The 16811-nt window shown below is 66.9% G+C and carries 19 protein-coding genes, 1 tRNA gene and 1 pseudogene; 11 read left to right on the forward strand and 10 right to left on the reverse strand.

The annotated features are described in order from the left end of the window. Positions 1-11: 11 nt before the first annotated feature. On the reverse strand, positions 12-557 hold the full coding sequence (locus OK349_RS15555) for a regulatory protein RecX (protein WP_265118822.1): 546 nt from the start codon (positions 555-557) through the stop codon (positions 12-14). 136 nt (positions 558-693) lie between these two features. Here OK349_RS15555 and OK349_RS15560 point away from each other — a divergent pair, with 136 nt between their 5' ends. The 5 genes from OK349_RS15560 (at position 694) to OK349_RS15580 (ending at position 7843) form a co-directional block, all read left to right on the forward strand. Continuing rightward, the gene (locus OK349_RS15560) at positions 694-2463 is read left to right on the forward strand and encodes a fatty acyl-AMP ligase (RefSeq protein WP_265118823.1); all 1770 of its coding nucleotides are present in this window, start codon (positions 694-696) and stop codon (positions 2461-2463) included. Positions 2464-2559: 96 nt separating this feature from the next. Next, positions 2560-4923, forward strand: coding sequence for a putative bifunctional diguanylate cyclase/phosphodiesterase (locus OK349_RS15565; protein WP_265118824.1), 2364 nt, complete (start codon positions 2560-2562; stop codon positions 4921-4923). A gap of 54 nt (positions 4924-4977) precedes the next feature. After that, a complete protein-coding gene (locus OK349_RS15570) occupies positions 4978-5901 on the forward strand; it encodes a helix-turn-helix domain-containing protein (RefSeq protein ID WP_265118825.1) in 924 nt (307 codons plus the stop codon). Positions 5902-6047: 146 nt separating this feature from the next. Continuing rightward, the gene (locus tag OK349_RS15575) at positions 6048-7220 is read left to right on the forward strand and encodes a hypothetical protein (RefSeq protein ID WP_265118826.1); all 1173 of its coding nucleotides are present in this window, start codon (positions 6048-6050) and stop codon (positions 7218-7220) included. Positions 7221-7246: 26 nt separating this feature from the next. Continuing rightward, a complete protein-coding gene (locus OK349_RS15580) occupies positions 7247-7843 on the forward strand; it encodes a hypothetical protein (RefSeq protein WP_265118827.1) in 597 nt (198 codons plus the stop codon). A gap of 110 nt (positions 7844-7953) precedes the next feature. On the opposite strand, the gene nusG is transcribed toward OK349_RS15580, so the two are convergent. From nusG to OK349_RS15610, 6 genes are all read right to left on the reverse strand, one after another. Further along, complete coding sequence (nusG, locus tag OK349_RS15585) at positions 7954-8490, reverse strand: transcription termination/antitermination protein NusG (RefSeq protein ID WP_265118828.1); 537 nt, start codon at positions 8488-8490, stop codon at positions 7954-7956. A gap of 23 nt (positions 8491-8513) precedes the next feature. Continuing rightward, positions 8514-8711, reverse strand: a complete 198-nt coding sequence (secE, locus tag OK349_RS15590) for a preprotein translocase subunit SecE (RefSeq protein ID WP_265118829.1) — start codon at positions 8709-8711, stop codon at positions 8514-8516. Positions 8712-8923: 212 nt separating this feature from the next. Further along, positions 8924-9175: a hypothetical protein gene (locus OK349_RS15595; protein WP_265118830.1), complete on the reverse strand. Its 252-nt coding sequence runs from the start codon at positions 9173-9175 to the stop codon at positions 8924-8926. Between the two features lie 244 nt (positions 9176-9419). Next, positions 9420-9671: a hypothetical protein gene (locus OK349_RS15600; protein WP_265118831.1), complete on the reverse strand. Its 252-nt coding sequence runs from the start codon at positions 9669-9671 to the stop codon at positions 9420-9422. Positions 9672-9847: 176 nt separating this feature from the next. Then, positions 9848-10426 carry a YqaA family protein gene (locus tag OK349_RS15605; protein ID WP_265118832.1) on the reverse strand — a complete coding sequence of 193 codons (579 nt, stop codon included), beginning with the start codon at positions 10424-10426 and terminating at the stop codon, positions 9848-9850. Positions 10427-10449: 23 nt separating this feature from the next. Next, a tRNA-Trp gene (locus tag OK349_RS15610) sits at positions 10450-10526 on the reverse strand. A 246-nt stretch (positions 10527-10772) separates the two neighbouring features. Between OK349_RS15610 and rplK the strand changes: the two genes are divergently transcribed. Together rplK and rplA are read left to right on the forward strand one after the other, a co-directional pair. Next, entirely contained in the window at positions 10773-11204 is a 432-nt protein-coding gene (gene rplK, locus OK349_RS15615) for a 50S ribosomal protein L11 (RefSeq protein ID WP_265118833.1), read from the forward strand. 2 nt (positions 11205-11206) lie between these two features. Beyond that, positions 11207-11905 (forward strand): 50S ribosomal protein L1, encoded by a 699-nt coding sequence (gene rplA, locus OK349_RS15620; RefSeq protein WP_265118834.1) that lies wholly within the window; start codon positions 11207-11209, stop codon positions 11903-11905. Between the two features lie 57 nt (positions 11906-11962). On the opposite strand, the gene OK349_RS15625 is transcribed toward rplA, so the two are convergent. From OK349_RS15625 to OK349_RS15635, 3 genes are read right to left on the reverse strand one after another with little or no spacing between them, the layout of a single operon-like run. Continuing rightward, positions 11963-12586, reverse strand: coding sequence for a protein-L-isoaspartate(D-aspartate) O-methyltransferase (locus tag OK349_RS15625; protein ID WP_265118835.1), 624 nt, complete (start codon positions 12584-12586; stop codon positions 11963-11965). 26 nt (positions 12587-12612) lie between these two features. Further along, positions 12613-12894: a DUF3175 domain-containing protein gene (locus OK349_RS15630; protein WP_265118836.1), complete on the reverse strand. Its 282-nt coding sequence runs from the start codon at positions 12892-12894 to the stop codon at positions 12613-12615. Between the two features lie 6 nt (positions 12895-12900). Beyond that, complete coding sequence (locus OK349_RS15635) at positions 12901-13194, reverse strand: plasmid stabilization protein (protein ID WP_265118837.1); 294 nt, start codon at positions 13192-13194, stop codon at positions 12901-12903. A 322-nt stretch (positions 13195-13516) separates the two neighbouring features. On the opposite strand from OK349_RS15635, the gene OK349_RS15640 reads away from it, so the two are divergent. From OK349_RS15640 to OK349_RS15655, 4 genes and pseudogenes are all read left to right on the forward strand, one after another. Beyond that, positions 13517-15229: a DEAD/DEAH box helicase gene (locus tag OK349_RS15640; RefSeq protein WP_265118838.1), complete on the forward strand. Its 1713-nt coding sequence runs from the start codon at positions 13517-13519 to the stop codon at positions 15227-15229. Beyond that, positions 15226-15684, forward strand: a complete 459-nt coding sequence (locus OK349_RS15645) for a YaiI/YqxD family protein (protein WP_265118839.1) — start codon at positions 15226-15228, stop codon at positions 15682-15684. The genes OK349_RS15640 and OK349_RS15645 overlap by 4 nt, the downstream gene beginning before the upstream one ends. Positions 15685-15749: 65 nt before the next feature. Then, the gene (locus OK349_RS15650; RefSeq protein ID WP_265118840.1) at positions 15750-16571 is read left to right on the forward strand and encodes an alpha/beta hydrolase; all 822 of its coding nucleotides are present in this window, start codon (positions 15750-15752) and stop codon (positions 16569-16571) included. Positions 16572-16584: 13 nt separating this feature from the next. Then, a pseudogene (locus OK349_RS15655) lies at positions 16585-16755 on the forward strand (multidrug efflux SMR transporter); the annotation flags it as partial. Positions 16756-16811: the final 56 nt, after the last annotated feature.

Here is a 16811-nt window from a genome sequence, read left to right on the forward strand (position 1 = left end):
ATCCTTTGTTACTAATCCTCGTTGAGCAACGGTTCGACGCTTTCTCCGGGGGGCATGCGTGCGATTTTCCACGCCAGCTCGGGCGCGTGGCCGGCGCGCATCATCGCGCCGACCTGTTTCGCCATCGTGACTCGATCGGCGGGCTCCGCTGCGAACGGCCCGATCCGGCGCTTGCGGGCGAATTCGACCGCCGTCGCACGCGCGCGGCCGTCGAGCTGCGGTGCGATCGCCTCGGCGTCCCGTTCCTGAACACCGGCGTGGCGCAGCGCGTCCTTCACGCGGCGGGCACCGAGGCCGCGCCGGGCCATCGCCGAAGCCTTTGATTCGGCGTAGAGCCGGTCGTCGATATAGCCGAGTTCGGCGAAGCGTTCCGCAATCGCGACGGGATCCGCGGGCTCGCCTTCCCACCCCCGCTCGCGCACCTTGCGCGCGAGGTAGACGGCCAGTTTTCCGCGGGTCGTGGCGAAGCGCTCGACATAGCGCAGCGCCAGCCGTTCGAGGGCGGAACGATCCAGTGGCGGCGGTGGGCGGCGCCCAGAGGCGGTGTTGCGGCGCATGCGCCTTGTTTGTGCCACAGTGCCAACCGAATTTGAACGACAGTGCGTAGCAGAGCCGCCCTCATTTCTGGTGTGGGGCCCAGCGTCGTGAAGACCGCGGGCGGGCTGCCACGATCAGGGGCACGGATTTTGGAATATGGCTTTGAACGTGAACGACACCGGGGATAGCGGCGCGACTCTGCAGCCCACCCCGACCGAAGACAATCTTCCCCGCCGCCTCGCGGATTTCGCGACGCTGGGCGAGGCGCTGGACTATGCCGCCACCGGGGTGCGCGGCCTCAACTTCCACGATGCGCGCGGCACGCTCATGCGCGCCTATCCGTTCCGCGAGATGCGCGAGGATGCGCTGGCGCAGGCGCGCCGCCTGGTCGCCGCGGGCGTGAAGCCCGAGGACCGCATCGCGCTGATCGCCGAGACCGGCGCCGACTTCGCCGCACTGTTCTTCGGCGTGATCTATGCCGGCGCCTGGCCGGTGCCGCTACCGCTGCCCACCAGCTTCGGCGGCAGCCAGCATTATATCGACCAGCTCGCCGTCCAGCTCGAGAGCTGTGACCCCAAGATGCTGTTCTACCCGGCCGAGCTCGCCGCGATGGCGGGCGAGGCGGCGCGCCTCAAGGGCGTCGAGGGCATCGACTGGGAGAGCTTCGCGACGCGCGCCGCGCCCGCGGCCGAGCTGCCTCAGGCGAGCACCGACGACATCGCCTATCTGCAATATTCGAGCGGCTCGACCCGCTTCCCGCACGGCGTCGCGATCACCCACCACGCGCTGCTCAACAACCTGTCGGCGCACAGCCACGGCATGGAGCTGCGCGACAGCGACCGCTGTGTCTCGTGGCTGCCCTGGTACCACGACATGGGGCTGGTCGGCTGCTTCCTGTCGATCGTCGCCAACCAGGTCTCGACCGATTACTTGAAGACCGAGGATTTCGCCCGGCGTCCGCTGGCGTGGCTCGACCTGATCACCCGCAACACGGGCACCACCCTCTCCTATTCGCCGACCTTCGGCTACGACATCTGCGCGCGCCGCATGTCGAGCCAGACCAAGGCGTCGGACCGCTTCGACCTCAGCCGCTGGCGCGTCGCGGGCAACGGCGCGGACATGATCCGGCCGGACGTGATGCAGTCGTTCGTCGACGCCTTTGCCGATGCCGGGTTCAAGGCCAGCGCCTTCCTGCCGAGCTACGGCCTCGCCGAGGCGACGCTGGCGGTGTCGATCATGCCCCCGGGCGAGGGCATCGTCGTCGAGCTGGTCGAGGAGACCCAGCTCTCGGGCGGCGAGCATGGCGCCAATGGATCTCGGCGCCCGCAGCGCTTCCGCGCGATCGTCAACTGCGGCAAGCCGGTCAAGGACATGGAGGTCCAGATCCGCGAGGAGGACGGCACGCCGCTGCCCGAACGCGCGATCGGCAAGGTCTGGTGCCGCGGCCCCAGCGTGATGGTCGGCTATTTCCGCGACCAGGCCTCGACCGACGCGTGCATGGTCGATGGCTGGCTCGATACCGGCGACATGGGCTATATGTCCGATGGCTATGTCTACATCGTCGGCCGGGCGAAGGACATGATCATCATCAACGGCAAGAACCACTGGCCCCAGGATATCGAGTGGGCGGTGGAGCAGTTGCCCGGGTTCAAACAGGGCGACATCGCCGCCTTCGCGATCACCACGCCGGGCGGCGAGGAGACGCCGGCGGTGCTCGTCCAGTGCCGCACCAGCGACGATGCCGAGCGCCAGAAGCTGCGCGAGGAGATTCGCGAGCGCGTGCGCACCGTCACCGGCATGAACTGCGTGGTCGAGCTGATCCCGCCGCGCACCCTGCCGCGCACCAGCTCGGGCAAGCTTTCCCGCGCCAAGGCGCGCAACCTCTATCTCAACGGCGAGATCAAGCCCTACGCCATCGCCGCCTGAGGGGTCGGAATCGCTCCGGAACGGCGCGAAAAATTTTCGCCGTTCCGGGCCCGCACCTAACCTCTCGCTAACCTCACCGCGGCTAATGCGGCAGGCGTGACGAGCCAGACGACTTCCCAATTTGCGAAGCCGCGCATCGATGTTCGTGCGCTGCTCGGCCTGTACGACCCCGCGGATACCACCGACTGGGGCCCGATTCGCGCTGCCCAGATGAATGCCGGCAGCCAGCTCGCGCTGTTCATGCTCGCCGCCAACGTGATCGGCGCCGCGCTGATCACCCTCGCCTTCGCGCCGACCGTTCCCTTGTGGCAGCTCGCCAGCTGGAGCGCGCTGGTCGCTGCCGTCGGCGCCGCGGTCGCGTTCCGCCGCCTCGCCGTGCGCCACCGCACCGAGCGCGTCGCCACGCTCAAGGACGTGCGCGAGACCGTGCTCGACGGCATCGCGCTCGGCGCGGTGTGGTCGATCGCGCCCTTGCTCTTCGGCCCTTCGGCCAGCGCCGAGGCCGCCGCCGCGCTGTGGATCATCGTGTCGATCCTGATGGCCGCGTCCGCCGTGGCGATGGCGGCGCTGCCGCTCGCGACGATCGCCTTCCTCGTGGTGCTGGGCGGATCCGCCGCGGTCTCGCTCGCGCTCACCACCTCGCCCGCGCTCGGTGCGGCGTCGCTGGTGTTCACTGTGCTGCTCAGCATCGGCTGCTTCACCCGCGGCAAGGCGCTGGTCGTGATCCGCGCCGGCGAGATCGCGCTCGCCGAACGGGACGAGACGGTCAGCCTGCTGCTCCGCGAGTTCGAGGACAAGGGCTCCGACTGGCTGTGGGAGACCGACGCGCAGCGCCGCGTGGTCCGCGCCAATCCGCGCTTCGCCGTCTCGCTCGGCGTCGATCCCAAGGCGATCAACGGCATGCCCTTTCTCCAGGTGCTCGCGGGCACGGCCTGGGAATCGGGCAATTTCGCGCAGGGCCTGCGCGAGATGGCCGAGCGCCTCAAGAAACGCGAATCGTTCCGCGACCTGCTGCTCCCCGTCTATGTCGACGGCGCCGAGCGCTGGTGGGAAATGACCGGCTCGCCGCGCTTCAACGAGGAGGGCGCCTTCCTCGGCTTCCGCGGGGTCGGCTCCGACGTCACCGAGGCACGCGAATCCGCCAACAAGATCAGCCGCATGGCGCGCTTCGACACGCTCACCGGGCTGCCCAACCGCCTGCTGATCAACGAGACGCTGGCGCGGGCCATGGCCGAGGCCGAGAAATGGGGGTCGCGCTGCGCCTTCATGATGATCGACCTCGACCGGTTCAAGGCGGTCAACGACACGCTCGGCCACCCCGTCGGCGACCGGCTGCTGACGCGCGTCTCCGAGCGCCTCAAGCAGCTGATGACCGCCAACGACGTGATCGGGCGGCTCGGCGGCGACGAGTTCGCGGTGGTGGTGCACGACGCGACCGACAGCGCCGCGGTCGAGCGGCTCGCGCATACCATCATCGGCGTACTGTCGCAGCCCTATGAGGTCGACCAGCACACGCTCTATATCGGCGCCAGCGTCGGCCTCGCCATCGGCCCGCGCGATGGCCGAACCGCCGAGATGCTGATCCGCTCCGCCGACCTCGCGCTCTACCGCTCGAAGGATGCCGGCGGCGGCGTGTTCCACGCCTATGAGCCCGAGCTCCACGTCCAGGCCGAGGAGCGGCGCGTGCTCGAGATGGCGCTGCGCGCGGCGCTCGAGAATGACGAGTTCCACCTGCTCTACCAGCCCGTGGTCCAGGCCGGCAGCGGCGCGCTGATGGGGTTCGAGGCGCTGCTGCGCTGGACCCATCCCGAATTCGGCAACATCTCCCCCGCCAAGTTCGTGCCCCTCGCCGAGGAAGCCCGCCTGATCGCACCGATCGGCGAATGGGTGCTGCGCGCGGCCTGCGTCGAGGCGGCGCGGTGGGACGATCCGATCCGCATCGCGGTGAACGTCAGCCCCGAGCAGCTCCACAACCCCGGCTTCGCGTCGCTCGTCGCCGCGGCGCTGCGCGACAGCGGCCTGCGCGCCGACCGGCTCGAGCTCGAGGTCACCGAAAGCGTGTTCATGCGCGAGGGCACCGCCGCGGTGCGCACGCTCGAGGCGATCCTCGACATGGGCGTGCGGCTCAGCCTCGACGATTTCGGCACCGGCTATTCCTCGCTCGGCTATTTGAGCCGCACGCGCTTCTCCTCGATCAAGGTCGATCGCAGCTTCATCCAGGGCGCGTCGAAGGGCAGCAAGGAAGCGATCGCGATCATCCGCGCGGTGGTGGCGCTCGCCGACAGCCTCGGCATGGCCACCACGGCGGAGGGCGTCGAGACCGAGGACGAGCACCGCATGGTCCAGGCGCTCGGCTGCACCAAGGTGCAGGGCTATTATTTCGGCCGCCCGCTCCCCGTCGCCGAAGCACGCGCCCTCGCCATGCGCGACAGCCAGGACGGTGCGAGCGTCGCTGCCTGACGCGCGGGGCAAGCCGCCCTTGCAATGTTGGAATAGGTTTTGGAACACTGGCCGATGCCCAGCACCGGCCCCAGCACCAATCCACGCCCGTTCAACCGCCGCCAGGCGCAGGAGAACCAGGCCTTCCTCGCCGCGCTGCGCCGCACCGGCAATGTGCGGGAGGCGGCGCGCAGCCTCGGCTACCACCGCTCGACCATGGTCAAGCGCCGCAACCGCGACGCCGCCTTCGCCGCCGAATGGGATGCGGCGCTCGCCCTCGCCCATGCCCGCCTCAACGCCGCAGAGCGCGCCGAACCGGTGGAGGGCGAGCCGCACATCATCCGCACCGCCGCGGGCCGCCTCCAGCTCCGCCGTGCCCAGCCGCGCCGGCTCGACCGCGCGGCGGAACAGGCCTTCCTCGCCGCGCTGAGCGCCACCGCCAACGTCCGCCTTTCCGCCGCCGCAGCGGGGTTCAGCCACTCCGCCTTCTACGCCCGCCGCCGCGAGAGCCCGGCCTTCGCGCGCGAAATGCGCCTCGCGCTGGAGATGGGCTATGAACGGCTGGAGATGGCGCTGCTCGAAGCCGCCGACCCCGACAGCTATCGCGATGACGCCTGGCGCTACAACGATCCCCCGCCGATCCCGCAGATGAGCGCAGGCGAGGCGCTTCAGCTCCTCCATCTCCACCAGAAGGAGGTGCGGCTGCAGGCCGAACCGGCGCACATCAAGCGCCGCCGCGGCGAGAGCCGCGAGGCGCACAGCTTCCGCCTCGCCGCAATGTACGAGGCCCGGCTGCAGCGCGATCGCGAAGCGTTCGATATCGCCGAGGCCGAACGCCGCGCCGCGGGCGAGCCCTCCCCCTTCGGGCCGAAGGTCCTGCCCCTCCCCGCGCTCGATCAGGTCAAGGGCTGGAGCAAGGCCGACCCGGCGAAACGGCCACAGGATCGCGAGCGGCCGATGTTCGGGGGCTGGCGGATCGGGGATTGGAAGAAGGAGTGAGACTGCAGCCTCCGCTCCGCGCCAAATCCAAGCTGTTCGGAGCGTAACGCAACGCTCTCGGTCGTATGCCGAGCAGCGAAGAGCGTTGCCAATTGCAGAGCCACTCTGCAATTTCATCCCTTGAGTTTGGTTGGAAAGGTGCTGCGGTGGAGAGAAGACTGAGGACGCTTGCGGTACTCGGCGCCACGCTGATGGCGACCACCCCGGCGATGGCCGTGGACAAGATGGTCATCGACATTCAGGGTATCTCGCCGAGCAGAGTCATCGTCTATCTCGACGATCATTCCACCGAAAAGACCCCAGTCGGCGCCGACATGGCCGGCCCCGTTCGCATCCGCGAGATCGACCTCACCATGGTCTATGAGGCGCCGGGTCAGCCCTACTGGACCGAAACCGCGCTCCAGTTCAAATGCCCGAACCCCAGCTACGGGAAAAAGGCGCCGCGCAAGGGAAAGGCCGACGCGGCCTGGGTGCTGCCCGACACTGACTCGGTCGAGTTCCGGATGGAGGGCGGGCACAAGCGGATGAAGAATTCGCCTCAGATCGAAACGCTCACCGGCAGCGGCTGGCAGACCGCGTCCAATTATCTGATGCTCCAGGTCTATCGCGTCGCCTGCAATGACATCGCGATCGGCCAGGCGAAACAGGCCGCGGTCATTCCCGGCGATAGGCTCGACCCCGGCAAGCTGCGTCAGAGCATGCGCGCGCTCGGTCTCGATACCGCCGAATTCCTGCCCGCCGAGGGTCTGTCGATGAACATGCTCGCCAGCTACACCTGGGAGCATTTCTGGAAGGACGTGCCCAAGCCCGCGCTCAACAACGGCCGCAAGCTGACGCCGCAAGAGGCGGCGGCGCTCGAAAAGCAGTTGCAGGACCAGATCGCGATGCTCGAAAAGCAGCGCGACATCGTCGGCGCGCGCATCCGGAAGATGGACGACGAGAACCGCTTCATCGGCGAAGCCGCGAAGCTGCGCGGCGGCCGCCGGGTCAGCAGCACCGAACAGTCGCTGATCAGCGTCTGGCTCGGCAAAAATGAAAACGACGTTGTCACCGCGATGGGCGCACCGACTGTCAACGAGGCGGGCGGGCTGCGCTATCTCACCTACGCACGCGAATATGACGGCCGCTACGCGCTGGTGCGCCCGGGCGGCGAGATCGTCTCGACGCAGGGCCTCTATGAGAGCTGCCGGGCGCAGTTCGTGCTCAAACCCGACAGCGGCGGCGCGATGCGGGTCGCCGACGTCATCGTCGACGAACAACGCAGCGGCCCCGGCCGCGCCTATGTCTGTTCGGAACTGCTGAACGCGCCGCGGCCGTAACCCAATTTTCGCACCCGGAGGAATCGATGTCGATGAACATGAAGCAATGGATTGCCGCGGCGCTGTTTTCGACCTTCGCAATCGCTTCGCCCGCCTTCGCCCAGCTCCCGCCCGAGCTGCTCCAGGGCGGCGGCGGAAGCGAAGGGACGCTCTACAGCGACGCCTTTTACAAATCGAAAGACGGCTTCTGGGTGGTGATGCGCAACCGCACCGACGATGGCCTGCGCTGTTCGGTCAGCTATATCGCCAACGACTGGCTGTACGCGATCCACGGTCCCGCCAACGCTCGGGAGGTGAAGGAAAATGCCGGGCAGATCTGGTTCAGCGGCAAGGCGATCCCCGCGCCCGCAGCCAAGGTCGAGCAGGTCGAACTCTTCATCCGCGCGATGAAGGGCAAGACCGCCACCTATCCCGCCGCGCTCACCAAGGTCATTCCCGAGCACGGAACCTTCGTCCTGTTTCTCAACGTGAAAAACTATCTGCGCACGGTCATCAAGAAGGGCGAGGATAGCGACGAATTCGCCGTCGATCTTCGCGGCAAGCAGGTCTACGCGGCCAAGCTTCCCCAATTGCAGAAAGCCTATGCGATGCTCGACAAATGTATGGCCGCAAAAGGCGGCTGAGCCAGCCGGACGCTCGTGCTCGGGCCCCCGATTTCGAACCCGGATCGCTCAAAACAAAAAGGCCGGAGCTTTAGCCCCGGCCTTTTCGATTTCCGTGAAGGCGCCGCGTTCTACTTCGACCGCTCCACCTGGTCGAAGTCCAGCTCCACCGGCGTCGCGCGCCCGAAGATCGACACCGACACTTTGACCTTCGACTTGTCGAAGTCGAGCTCCTCGACCACGCCGTTGAAGCTCGCGAACGGGCCTTCCAGCACCTTGACCGCGTCGCCGATCTCGTAGTCGACCTTGATCTGCGTCTTGGGCGCGGCGGCTGCTTCCTCCTTGGTGTTGAGGATGCGCGCGGCCTCGGCCTCGCTGATCGGCTGGGGCTTGCCCGAGCTGCCGAGGAAGCCGGTCACCTTGGGCGTGTTCTTGACGAGGTGATAGACGTCGTCGTTCATCGCCAGCTTGGCGAGGACGTAGCCGGGGAAGAATTTCCGCTCCGACTGCACCTTCTTGCCGCGGCGCACTTCGGTCACCGTCTCGACCGGGACCTCGACCGCCTCGACCAGCGCGTCGAGGCCCAGCCGCGTCGCATCGGCCAGGATCTGGTCCCGCACCTTGTTCTCGAAGCCCGAATAGGCGTGAATGATGTACCAGCGCGCCATTGTCGTTCCGTTCTTTGGCTCTGTTATGCGGCGAGGCCGAGGAGGAAGTTCACGATCGCGCCGAACAGGCGGTCGACCCCGAAGAAGAAGATGCCGAGCAGCGACGCCATGATCAGCACCATCACCGCGGTCATGATGGTCTCACGGCGCGTCGGCCAGACGACCTTGCGGGTCTCTGCCTGCACCTGGCGCATGAATTCGAGCGGACTGGTCTTGGCCACCTGCTTGCCTCGCAAATTGGTTGCCCGGCTTCGGGACAGGTTCCGCCGCCCGGCCCCTTCGAAGAGACCCGGCGAGACCCACCCACGCTGTCGGATTGGGGCAGGTATCTAGCGACTTGCCCGGCACGGGGCAAGGGGCGTGATACGGGACCGAAAACGGGCGCTCCCGGATGGAAGCGCCCGCAACCGGGTTCGGAACCGGAGCGATTTGCTCAGGGGCTGTCGGGATCGTCGTCGCCGCTTACCAGCTCGACAGCCGCCCAGATCGCCAATCCGCCCACAACGGCCAGAAGGACGAAACCAAGGGCATTGCCTGCCGCCTCGTTGCTCGGACCGGCCGTGGTAGCGGCGCGGCCGGAGACGCCCGGGCTGTTCGCAAGGCTGAGCGACTGAGCGGAATTTGCGGCGGTTGCACCCAATAGCGCGATGCCTGCCAGCAGCGTGGCGACGGATTTATGGATCATGTGGGCCTCCTCTCGTGCGATATGGGGCGCTGTGGCCATTGCCAGCCTGTCTCGCGCCGGAAGCGGACAGCGAGAGGTAGAACCCGCCTCGGGCACAACTTGTTCCGTTTGAAGGCCATGCCGCACGCCCGAGGCATGGCGGGTCGGGCGATCCGGTTGGACGAAAACTGGAAACCCGCCTCAACAAAAAATGGCGGCCGAGGCCACCATTTTCCGTAATCTGTGGCGATGATCGCCGGACAGCTTAGGGGCTGTCGGGATCGTCGTCGTCGCTGATGATGTCGATCGCACCGGTGAGCTCGAGAACCACGAGCACGCCGATGATGCCGCCGATGATGAACAGCGGGCTGATCGCGCCAGCAGCTTCGTTCGAGTTGGACGTCGCGGTCGCAGCGCGAACATTCTTCAGGCTGAGCGACTGCGCCGCCGAGGCATGAGCGACACCGCTCAGAGCCATCGTCGAAGCTGCCACAGTGAGGGCGATCTTCTTGAACACGTTACTTCCCCTTCGTTGCGCAAAGGCACCGGGGAGATAGGCGGCATTCCACGATTTCGCAAGTGCAATAATTACTTCGAAATACGAAAAATCACGGAAATTGTAATGAAAAATTCACATTACTTGCAGTCGCGGGTGCAAAAAAATCGCTGCACGCGCGCGGCGCAACACGAGCCTCAGATCAGCGCGACCAATGCGAATCCACCGATCAGCGCCGCCAGCACGATCCAGCCGATCAGGTTGAGCCGTTCCTCGATCACCTTCTGCACCGGTTCGCCGAATTTCTTGAGCAGGAACGCGACGAGGAAGAATCGCGCGGCGCGCGTGATCGTCGCGGTGACGACGAAGATCGGGAAGTTGAACTCGGCGAGGCCGCTGGCGATCGTGACCAGCTTGAACGGGATCGGGGTCAGCCCCTTGATCAGGATGATCGCCGCACCCCATTCGGCATACCATTGGCGGAACTGGTCCATCTTGCCGGCCAGGCCGTAGAAGGCGATCAGCCACTGGCCGACGCTCTCGTAGAGGAAATAGCCGATCGCATAGCCGAACATGCCGCCGAGGATCGAGGCGATCGTGCAGATCGTCGCGATCCAATAGGCCTTTTCGCGCCGCGCCAGGATCATCGGCACCAGCATCACGTCGGGCGGAATCGGGAAGAAGCTCGATTCGGCGAATGACACCGCGGCCATGTAGCGGTCGGCATGACGATGACCGGCGAGCCTCAGCGTCCAGTCATACAACGCGCGGAACATGCGGGGGAGATCCTTGGCAAGGATGGCAGGGGAGCTCGGATTCGAACCGAGGGCCTTCGGTTTTGGAGACCGACGCTCTAACCAGCTGAGCTACACCCCTGTGCGGCCGCCGCTCCTAAAGTTTGCCGCGCGGGAAGGCAAGTGCAACCGAATCCTTATGTCATGCGAAATCCAACATGTATCCAACAATCGACACCGCGCTTGCCTTGAACGCGCGATGGCGCTAAGCGCGCCGCCTTCCACCGTTCACCGATGGAAACCTGCGGGAGCTCCGGATCATGTCCGGGGCGCATGTACCGCTAAACTTGAACCGGCCGGGGCAACCTAGCCAGCTAGAGAGTGAAACATGGCTAAGAAGATCACGGGCTATATCAAGCTCCAGGTGCCTGCGGGCGCCGCCAATCCGTCGCCGCCGATCGGCCCTGCACTGGGTCAGCGCGGCGTCAACATCATGGAATTCTGCAAAGCGTTCAACGCGGCGACCGATGGCCAGGAGAAGGGCACGCCCCTCCCCACCATCATCACCGTCTATGCCGACCGCAGCTTCTCGTTCGAGACGAAGCAGCCGCCGGCGACCTACCTCATCAAGAAGGCGGCCAACCTCAAGTCGGGCTCGAAGGAGCCGGGCAAGGTGAAGGCCGGCACGATCAAGCGCTCGGCGCTGTCGGCCATCGCCGAGACCAAGATGAAGGATCTGAACGCGAACGACATCGACGCCGCGACCCGCATCCTCGAAGGATCGGCGCGTTCGATGGGCCTCGAAGTGGTGGAGGGCTGAACATGGCGAAGCTGACGAAGAAGGCTCAGGCCATGGCGACCGCGGTCGACCGCGAGAAGCTGTACACCGTCGACGAGGCGATCGCGCTGGCCAAGACCAACGCGACGGCGAAGTTCGACGAGACGATCGAGGTCGCGCTGAACCTCGGCGTCGATCCGCGTCACGCCGACCAGATGGTCCGCGGCGTGGTGACGCTGCCCAAGGGCACCGGCAAGACCGTGCGCGTGGGCGTGTTCGCCAAGGGCGCCAAGGCTGACGAAGCCAGGGAAGCCGGTGCGGACGTGGTCGGCGCCGAAGACCTGCTCGAGATCGTGCAGGGCGGCAAGATCGACTTCGACCGCTGCATCGCGACCCCGGACATGATGGGCCTGGTCGGCCGTCTCGGTAAGGTGCTCGGCCCCAAGGGCCTGATGCCGAACCCGAAGCTCGGCACCGTTACCATGAACGTCGCCGAAGCGGTCAAGGCCGCCAAGGGCGGTCAGGTCGAATATCGCGTCGAGAAGGCCGGCATCATCCACTCAGGCATCGGCAAGGCGTCGTTCCCGGCGGAGGACCTGCGCGCGAACTTCGACGCGCTGGTCGACGCGGTGGTCAAGGCCAAGCCGTCGGGCGCCAAGGGCAAGTATCTGCGCAAGGTCGCGGTCTCGTCCTCGATGGGCCCGGGCGTGAAGGTCGACGTCGCCGACGTGTCGGCCATCTAAGCCGGCCGCGCACCGCGAAACGAATGAAGGGCCGGGGGCAACCCCGGCCCTTTTTCGTCAACCCTCGTCCGCCCACCCATGCGCGCCGACCAGCGGGACGAAGCGCACCGCGCCCAGATCCTCGCGATCGAAGCTGTCCGCCGCCGTCCGCGTTACGCGCATCAGGCGCTGTTCCTCGATATCCCCCACTGGCATCACCAGCCGGCCGCCGATCGCGAACTGGCGGCATAGCGGCTCGGGCAGCTCGGGCCCGCCCGCGGCGACCAGGATCGCGTCGAACGGCGCACATTCGGACCAGCCGGCGGTGCCGTCGGCGGTGCGGATTTCGACATTGTCATAGCCGAGTTGCGCCATTCGCCCGCGTGCCAGCGCGGTGAGCTCGGCATGCCGGTCGATCGTGTAGACATGGCCCGCGATCCGGCTCATCACCGCGGCGGCATAGCCCGAGCCCAGGCCGATCTCGAGCACGCGATCCCCGGGCCCGATCCGCGCCGCCTCGATCATCAGTGCGACGATATAGGGCTGGGAGATGGTCTGCCCCGCCTCGATCGGCAGCGGCGAATCTTCATAGGCGAATTCGCGCACGGCCTCCGGGACGAACGCCTCGCGCGGCACCTCGCGCATCGCGTCGAGCAGCGCCGGGTCGGCAATGCCGCGCCCGGCGATCTGGCGCTCGACCATCTCTGCGCGCAGCGTCTCGGTCGCGGTCAGGCGCGCTCCTCCTCAAACAATGCCCGGAGCTTGTCCTTGGCTTTTTCGAGTTTGTCCCGATCAGCCTTCGACAAATTGTCGCCCGCGCGATTGATGTAGAAGGTCAGCATCCCCATCGCCGATTGCAGCACCGTTCCCTTGCGGCGCTCGTTGTGCTCGGCCGAGCGCTTGAGCGATCTGGCGATCTCCCCGGGATCATTCTTGCTGAACACGCCCTCCTCCAGGTCGAGCGCATTGGAATGCTTGGTCACCTCCTGCGACCATTTCTCCTTCGGCATGGCATGTCAGCCATGACCGTGCTTGCGGCGCGTGACCCAGCCCTTGCGTGCGGCTGCCGAGCGCTGCTCGGGGGATCCGGATTTATGTGCGCGGCCGCCTCGTGAAGAAGAAACGTGCGTGTCCGGCTTTCCACGGCCTGAGCCCGACTTGTTGCCGCCGCCTGATTCCTTGTTCACCGTGGCCCAGGCTCGCCGTTCGGCCTCGTCCTTGGGAACACCGCGATCCTCATAGCCTTCCTCAATATGCTCGGCCTTGCGCTTCTGCTTGTCGGTGTATTTGTCCTTGTCACCCTGGGGCATGATCCGTCTCCATGCGCCGCCCCGCATGGGGCGAAGAACGAGCGGCGGCGGGCGTGGTTCAATCGGTCCCGCGAGGCGGATTTCAACTTTCCTACAGACTCTGTTCCGGCATATCTGTCCCGTCCCCTTGAAGGCCTCGAAGGCGGACGCCGGCATGAAATTGACAACCGCGCATGAAACACGTCGAAACTATCAACTTCGTCAATCGTGTTACGTTGACAACACACCTCGCGACCGCCCTCGCCAAACGCAGTCGAATGCGCTAGGGGGCAGCGCTTACCCGCGCCTCTGCCGATTTGGCCGCGCGATCATCGTGAGCTGCATGACCTTTTCCAATCTCCCCACCAGCCTCGCCGAGGCGCTGGCCGCGCGCGGCTATTCCGACCTCACTCCGGTGCAGGCGGCCGTCACCGAAGACGCCGCCAAGGGCCGCGACCTGCTCGTTTCCGCCCAGACCGGTTCGGGCAAGACCGTCGCCTTCGGCCTCGCCATGGCTGACGAACTGCTGGAGGATGGCACCCTTCCCGCCCCCGGCCTGCCGCTCGCCCTCGTCATCGCGCCGACCCGCGAGCTCGCGCTTCAGGTCGCCAAGGAGCTGACCTGGCTCTACGCTGCGGCCGGCGCCCGCGTCGCGACCTGCGTCGGCGGCATGGATCCGTCGCGCGAGCGCCGCACCCTCTCCCACGGCGCGCATATCGTCGTCGGCACCCCCGGCCGCCTGCGCGATCATGTCGAGCGCGGCGCGCTCGATCTCAGCCAGGCACGCGTCGCGGTGCTCGACGAGGCCGACGAGATGCTCGACATGGGCTTCCGCGAGGAGCTCGAGGCGCTGCTCGACGCGACCCCGGCGGAGCGCCGCACCCTCCTCTTCTCCGCGACGATGCCCAAGCCGATCGTCGCGCTCGCCAAGCGCTACCAGCGCGATGCGCACCGCATCTCGACCGTGGGAGAGGAGCGCGGCCACGGCGACATCAGCTACCAGGCGATCGCCGTCGCGCCCGCCGATATCGAGCATGCCGTGATCAACCTGCTTCGCTTCCATGAGGCGGAGACGGCGATCCTGTTCTGCGCCACGCGCGACAATGTCCGCCACCTTCACGCCGGCTTGACCGAACGCGGATTCGCGGCGGTCGCGCTGTCGGGCGAGCACAGCCAGAATGAACGCAACGCCGCGCTCCAGGCGCTGCGCGACCGCCGTGCGCGGGTCTGCGTCGCCACCGACGTCGCTGCGCGCGGTATCGACCTGCCCACCGTGACGCTCGTCATCCATGTCGAGCTTCCGCGTGATGCCGAGACGCTGCAGCACCGCTCGGGCCGCACCGGCCGCGCCGGCAAGAAGGGCACCGCGGTGCTCATTGTGCCCTATCCGCGCCGTCGCCGCGTCGAGATGACGCTCAAGCAGGCGCGGATCGCAGCGGAATGGCTGCCAGTGCCGAGTGTCGAGGACATCCGCGCCAAGGACCGCGAGCGGCTGATGGCCAAGCTCACCGCGCCGGTCGAGGTCGAGGACGACGACCGCGAGATCGCGGAGGCACTGCTCGCCGAGAAGTCGCCGCTCGAGATCGCCGCCGCTTTGGTCCAGGCGCACCGCGCGTCGATGCCCGCGCCGGAGGAGCTGATCGATCGCGGTCCCTCCGACCAGCGCGGTCCTGTCCACCGCCCCGGCTTCGACGACACGGTGTGGTTCGCGATCAATATCGGGCGCCGCCAGAATGCCGATCCGCGCTGGATCCTGCCCCTGATCTGCCGCCGCGGCCATGTCACCAAGTCCGAGATCGGCGCGATCCGCATCGGCGCGGGCGAGACCCGTTTCCAGGTGCCGCGCGCCATCGCCGACCGTTTCGCCAAGGAGGTCGCCAAGTCCGCCGGACCGGATGACGAGGATGTCCGGATCGGCCTCGCCGACGGCCCGCCTCCGCCCGGCACGCGCGGCGATCACCCCCCGCGCCATGGCAAACCGCGCGGCCATAGCCGGCCGGTTCATCATGCCCGTCCCGCCAAGCCCCATCACCGGGGCAAGCCGCCGAAAAAGTGAGTGCCGTCCGCATCCTGGTCGACGCCGACGCCTGTCCGGTGAAGGACGAGGTGTACAAGGTCGCCTGGCGCCGCGCGGTGCCGGTGACGATCGTCGCCAACGCCTTCATCCGCATTCCCGATCACCCGCTGATCGCGCGCGAGGTGGTGTCCGACGGGTTCGACGCCGCGGACGACTGGATCGCCGGGCAAGCGGGCGCGAAGACCGTGGTGGTGACCGCCGACATCCTGCTCGCCGACCGCTGCCTCAAGGCCGGCGCGACCGTGCTCGCGCCCAACGGCAAGCCGTTCACCACCAGCTCGATCGGCGCGGCGGTCGCGACGCGCGCGATCATGGCCGATCTGCGCGCGGGCGGCGATCAGGTCGGCGGGCCGCCGCCGTTCCGCAAGGAAGACCGCTCGCGCTTCCTCTCGGCGCTCGACGAGACGCTGGTGCGCCTCGCGCGGGGTGCGTGACGAGAACGCATTCGTCCTCGTTACGAATCCGTGATAATCCTGCGCCACCCATTTCGGAGGCAAGCATGACCGAAGAGCGGATCACTCACCCCGACGGCACCGGCATCAACCTGCACAGCTGGCCCGCGACCGGCACGCCCCGCGCGGTGATGGTGCTGCAGCACGGGTTCAACGCGCATGGCGTCCACCTCGCCTGGGCAGCCGGGCAGTTCGCCGCTGCGGGCTTCGCCTGCTACGCGGTCGACCTGCGCGGCCGCGGCAAGTCGGACGGCGAGCGCTTCTTCGTCGACGATTTCGACAAATATCTGTCCGATCTCCAGCTCGCCTTCGATCGCGCCCGCGCCGATCACCCCGGCCTGCCCGTCTTTCTGATCGGCCACAGCGCGGGCGGCGTGATCGCGACCAGCTACGCGCTGCGCCACCAGAGCGAGCTCAAGGGGCTGATCTGCCACAGCTTCGCCTTCCGCGTGCCCGCCCCGCGGCTCGTGCTCAACCTGTTGCAATGGCTGAGCGGCCCCTTCCCGCGTTTGAAGGTGCTCAAGCTCAAGAACGAGGATTTCTCGCGCGACCCGGCCTGGGTGGCGATGATGAACGCCGATCCGCTGATCGCCGATGAGAACCAGCCCGCCAAGACCGTGGGCGAGATGTGGAAGGCGGACAAGACGCTCGAAGTCTCCTTCGGACGGCTCACCCTCCCGGTGCTGATCATCCACGGGACACAGGATCACGCGACACTCCCCGCCGGCAGCCAGTTCTTCTTCGACAATGCCGGATCGGCCGACAAGACGCTCAAGCTCTACGAGGGGCATTATCACGACCTGCTCGCCGATACCGGCAAGGAAGAGGTGATGGCCGACCTCCGCGCCTGGCTCGACGCGCGGCTCTGAAACCGGGCATTGACGAGGGCGGCCTGCGGGCACCGCCTATGCGATCTGGACCGGGCTCGGCGCGGTTGGCGTGATCCTTGCCGGGATCATGTTCTTCGGCGACCGCGTGTCGCCGCTGCAGGCCGGATTCATGGCGCTGATTGTTATCGGAGTCGTGGGAACAAAAGCTTTCGCTCCGGCTTGAGCATCGCGGCCGCGAATGGGTGACTTTCACGCACGCGGCCTTTATCATTGGCCTTC

Origin of the sequence: Sphingomonas sp. BT-65 (assembly GCF_026107375.2) — a bacterium.
GTDB lineage: Bacteria > Pseudomonadota > Alphaproteobacteria > Sphingomonadales > Sphingomonadaceae > Sphingomonas.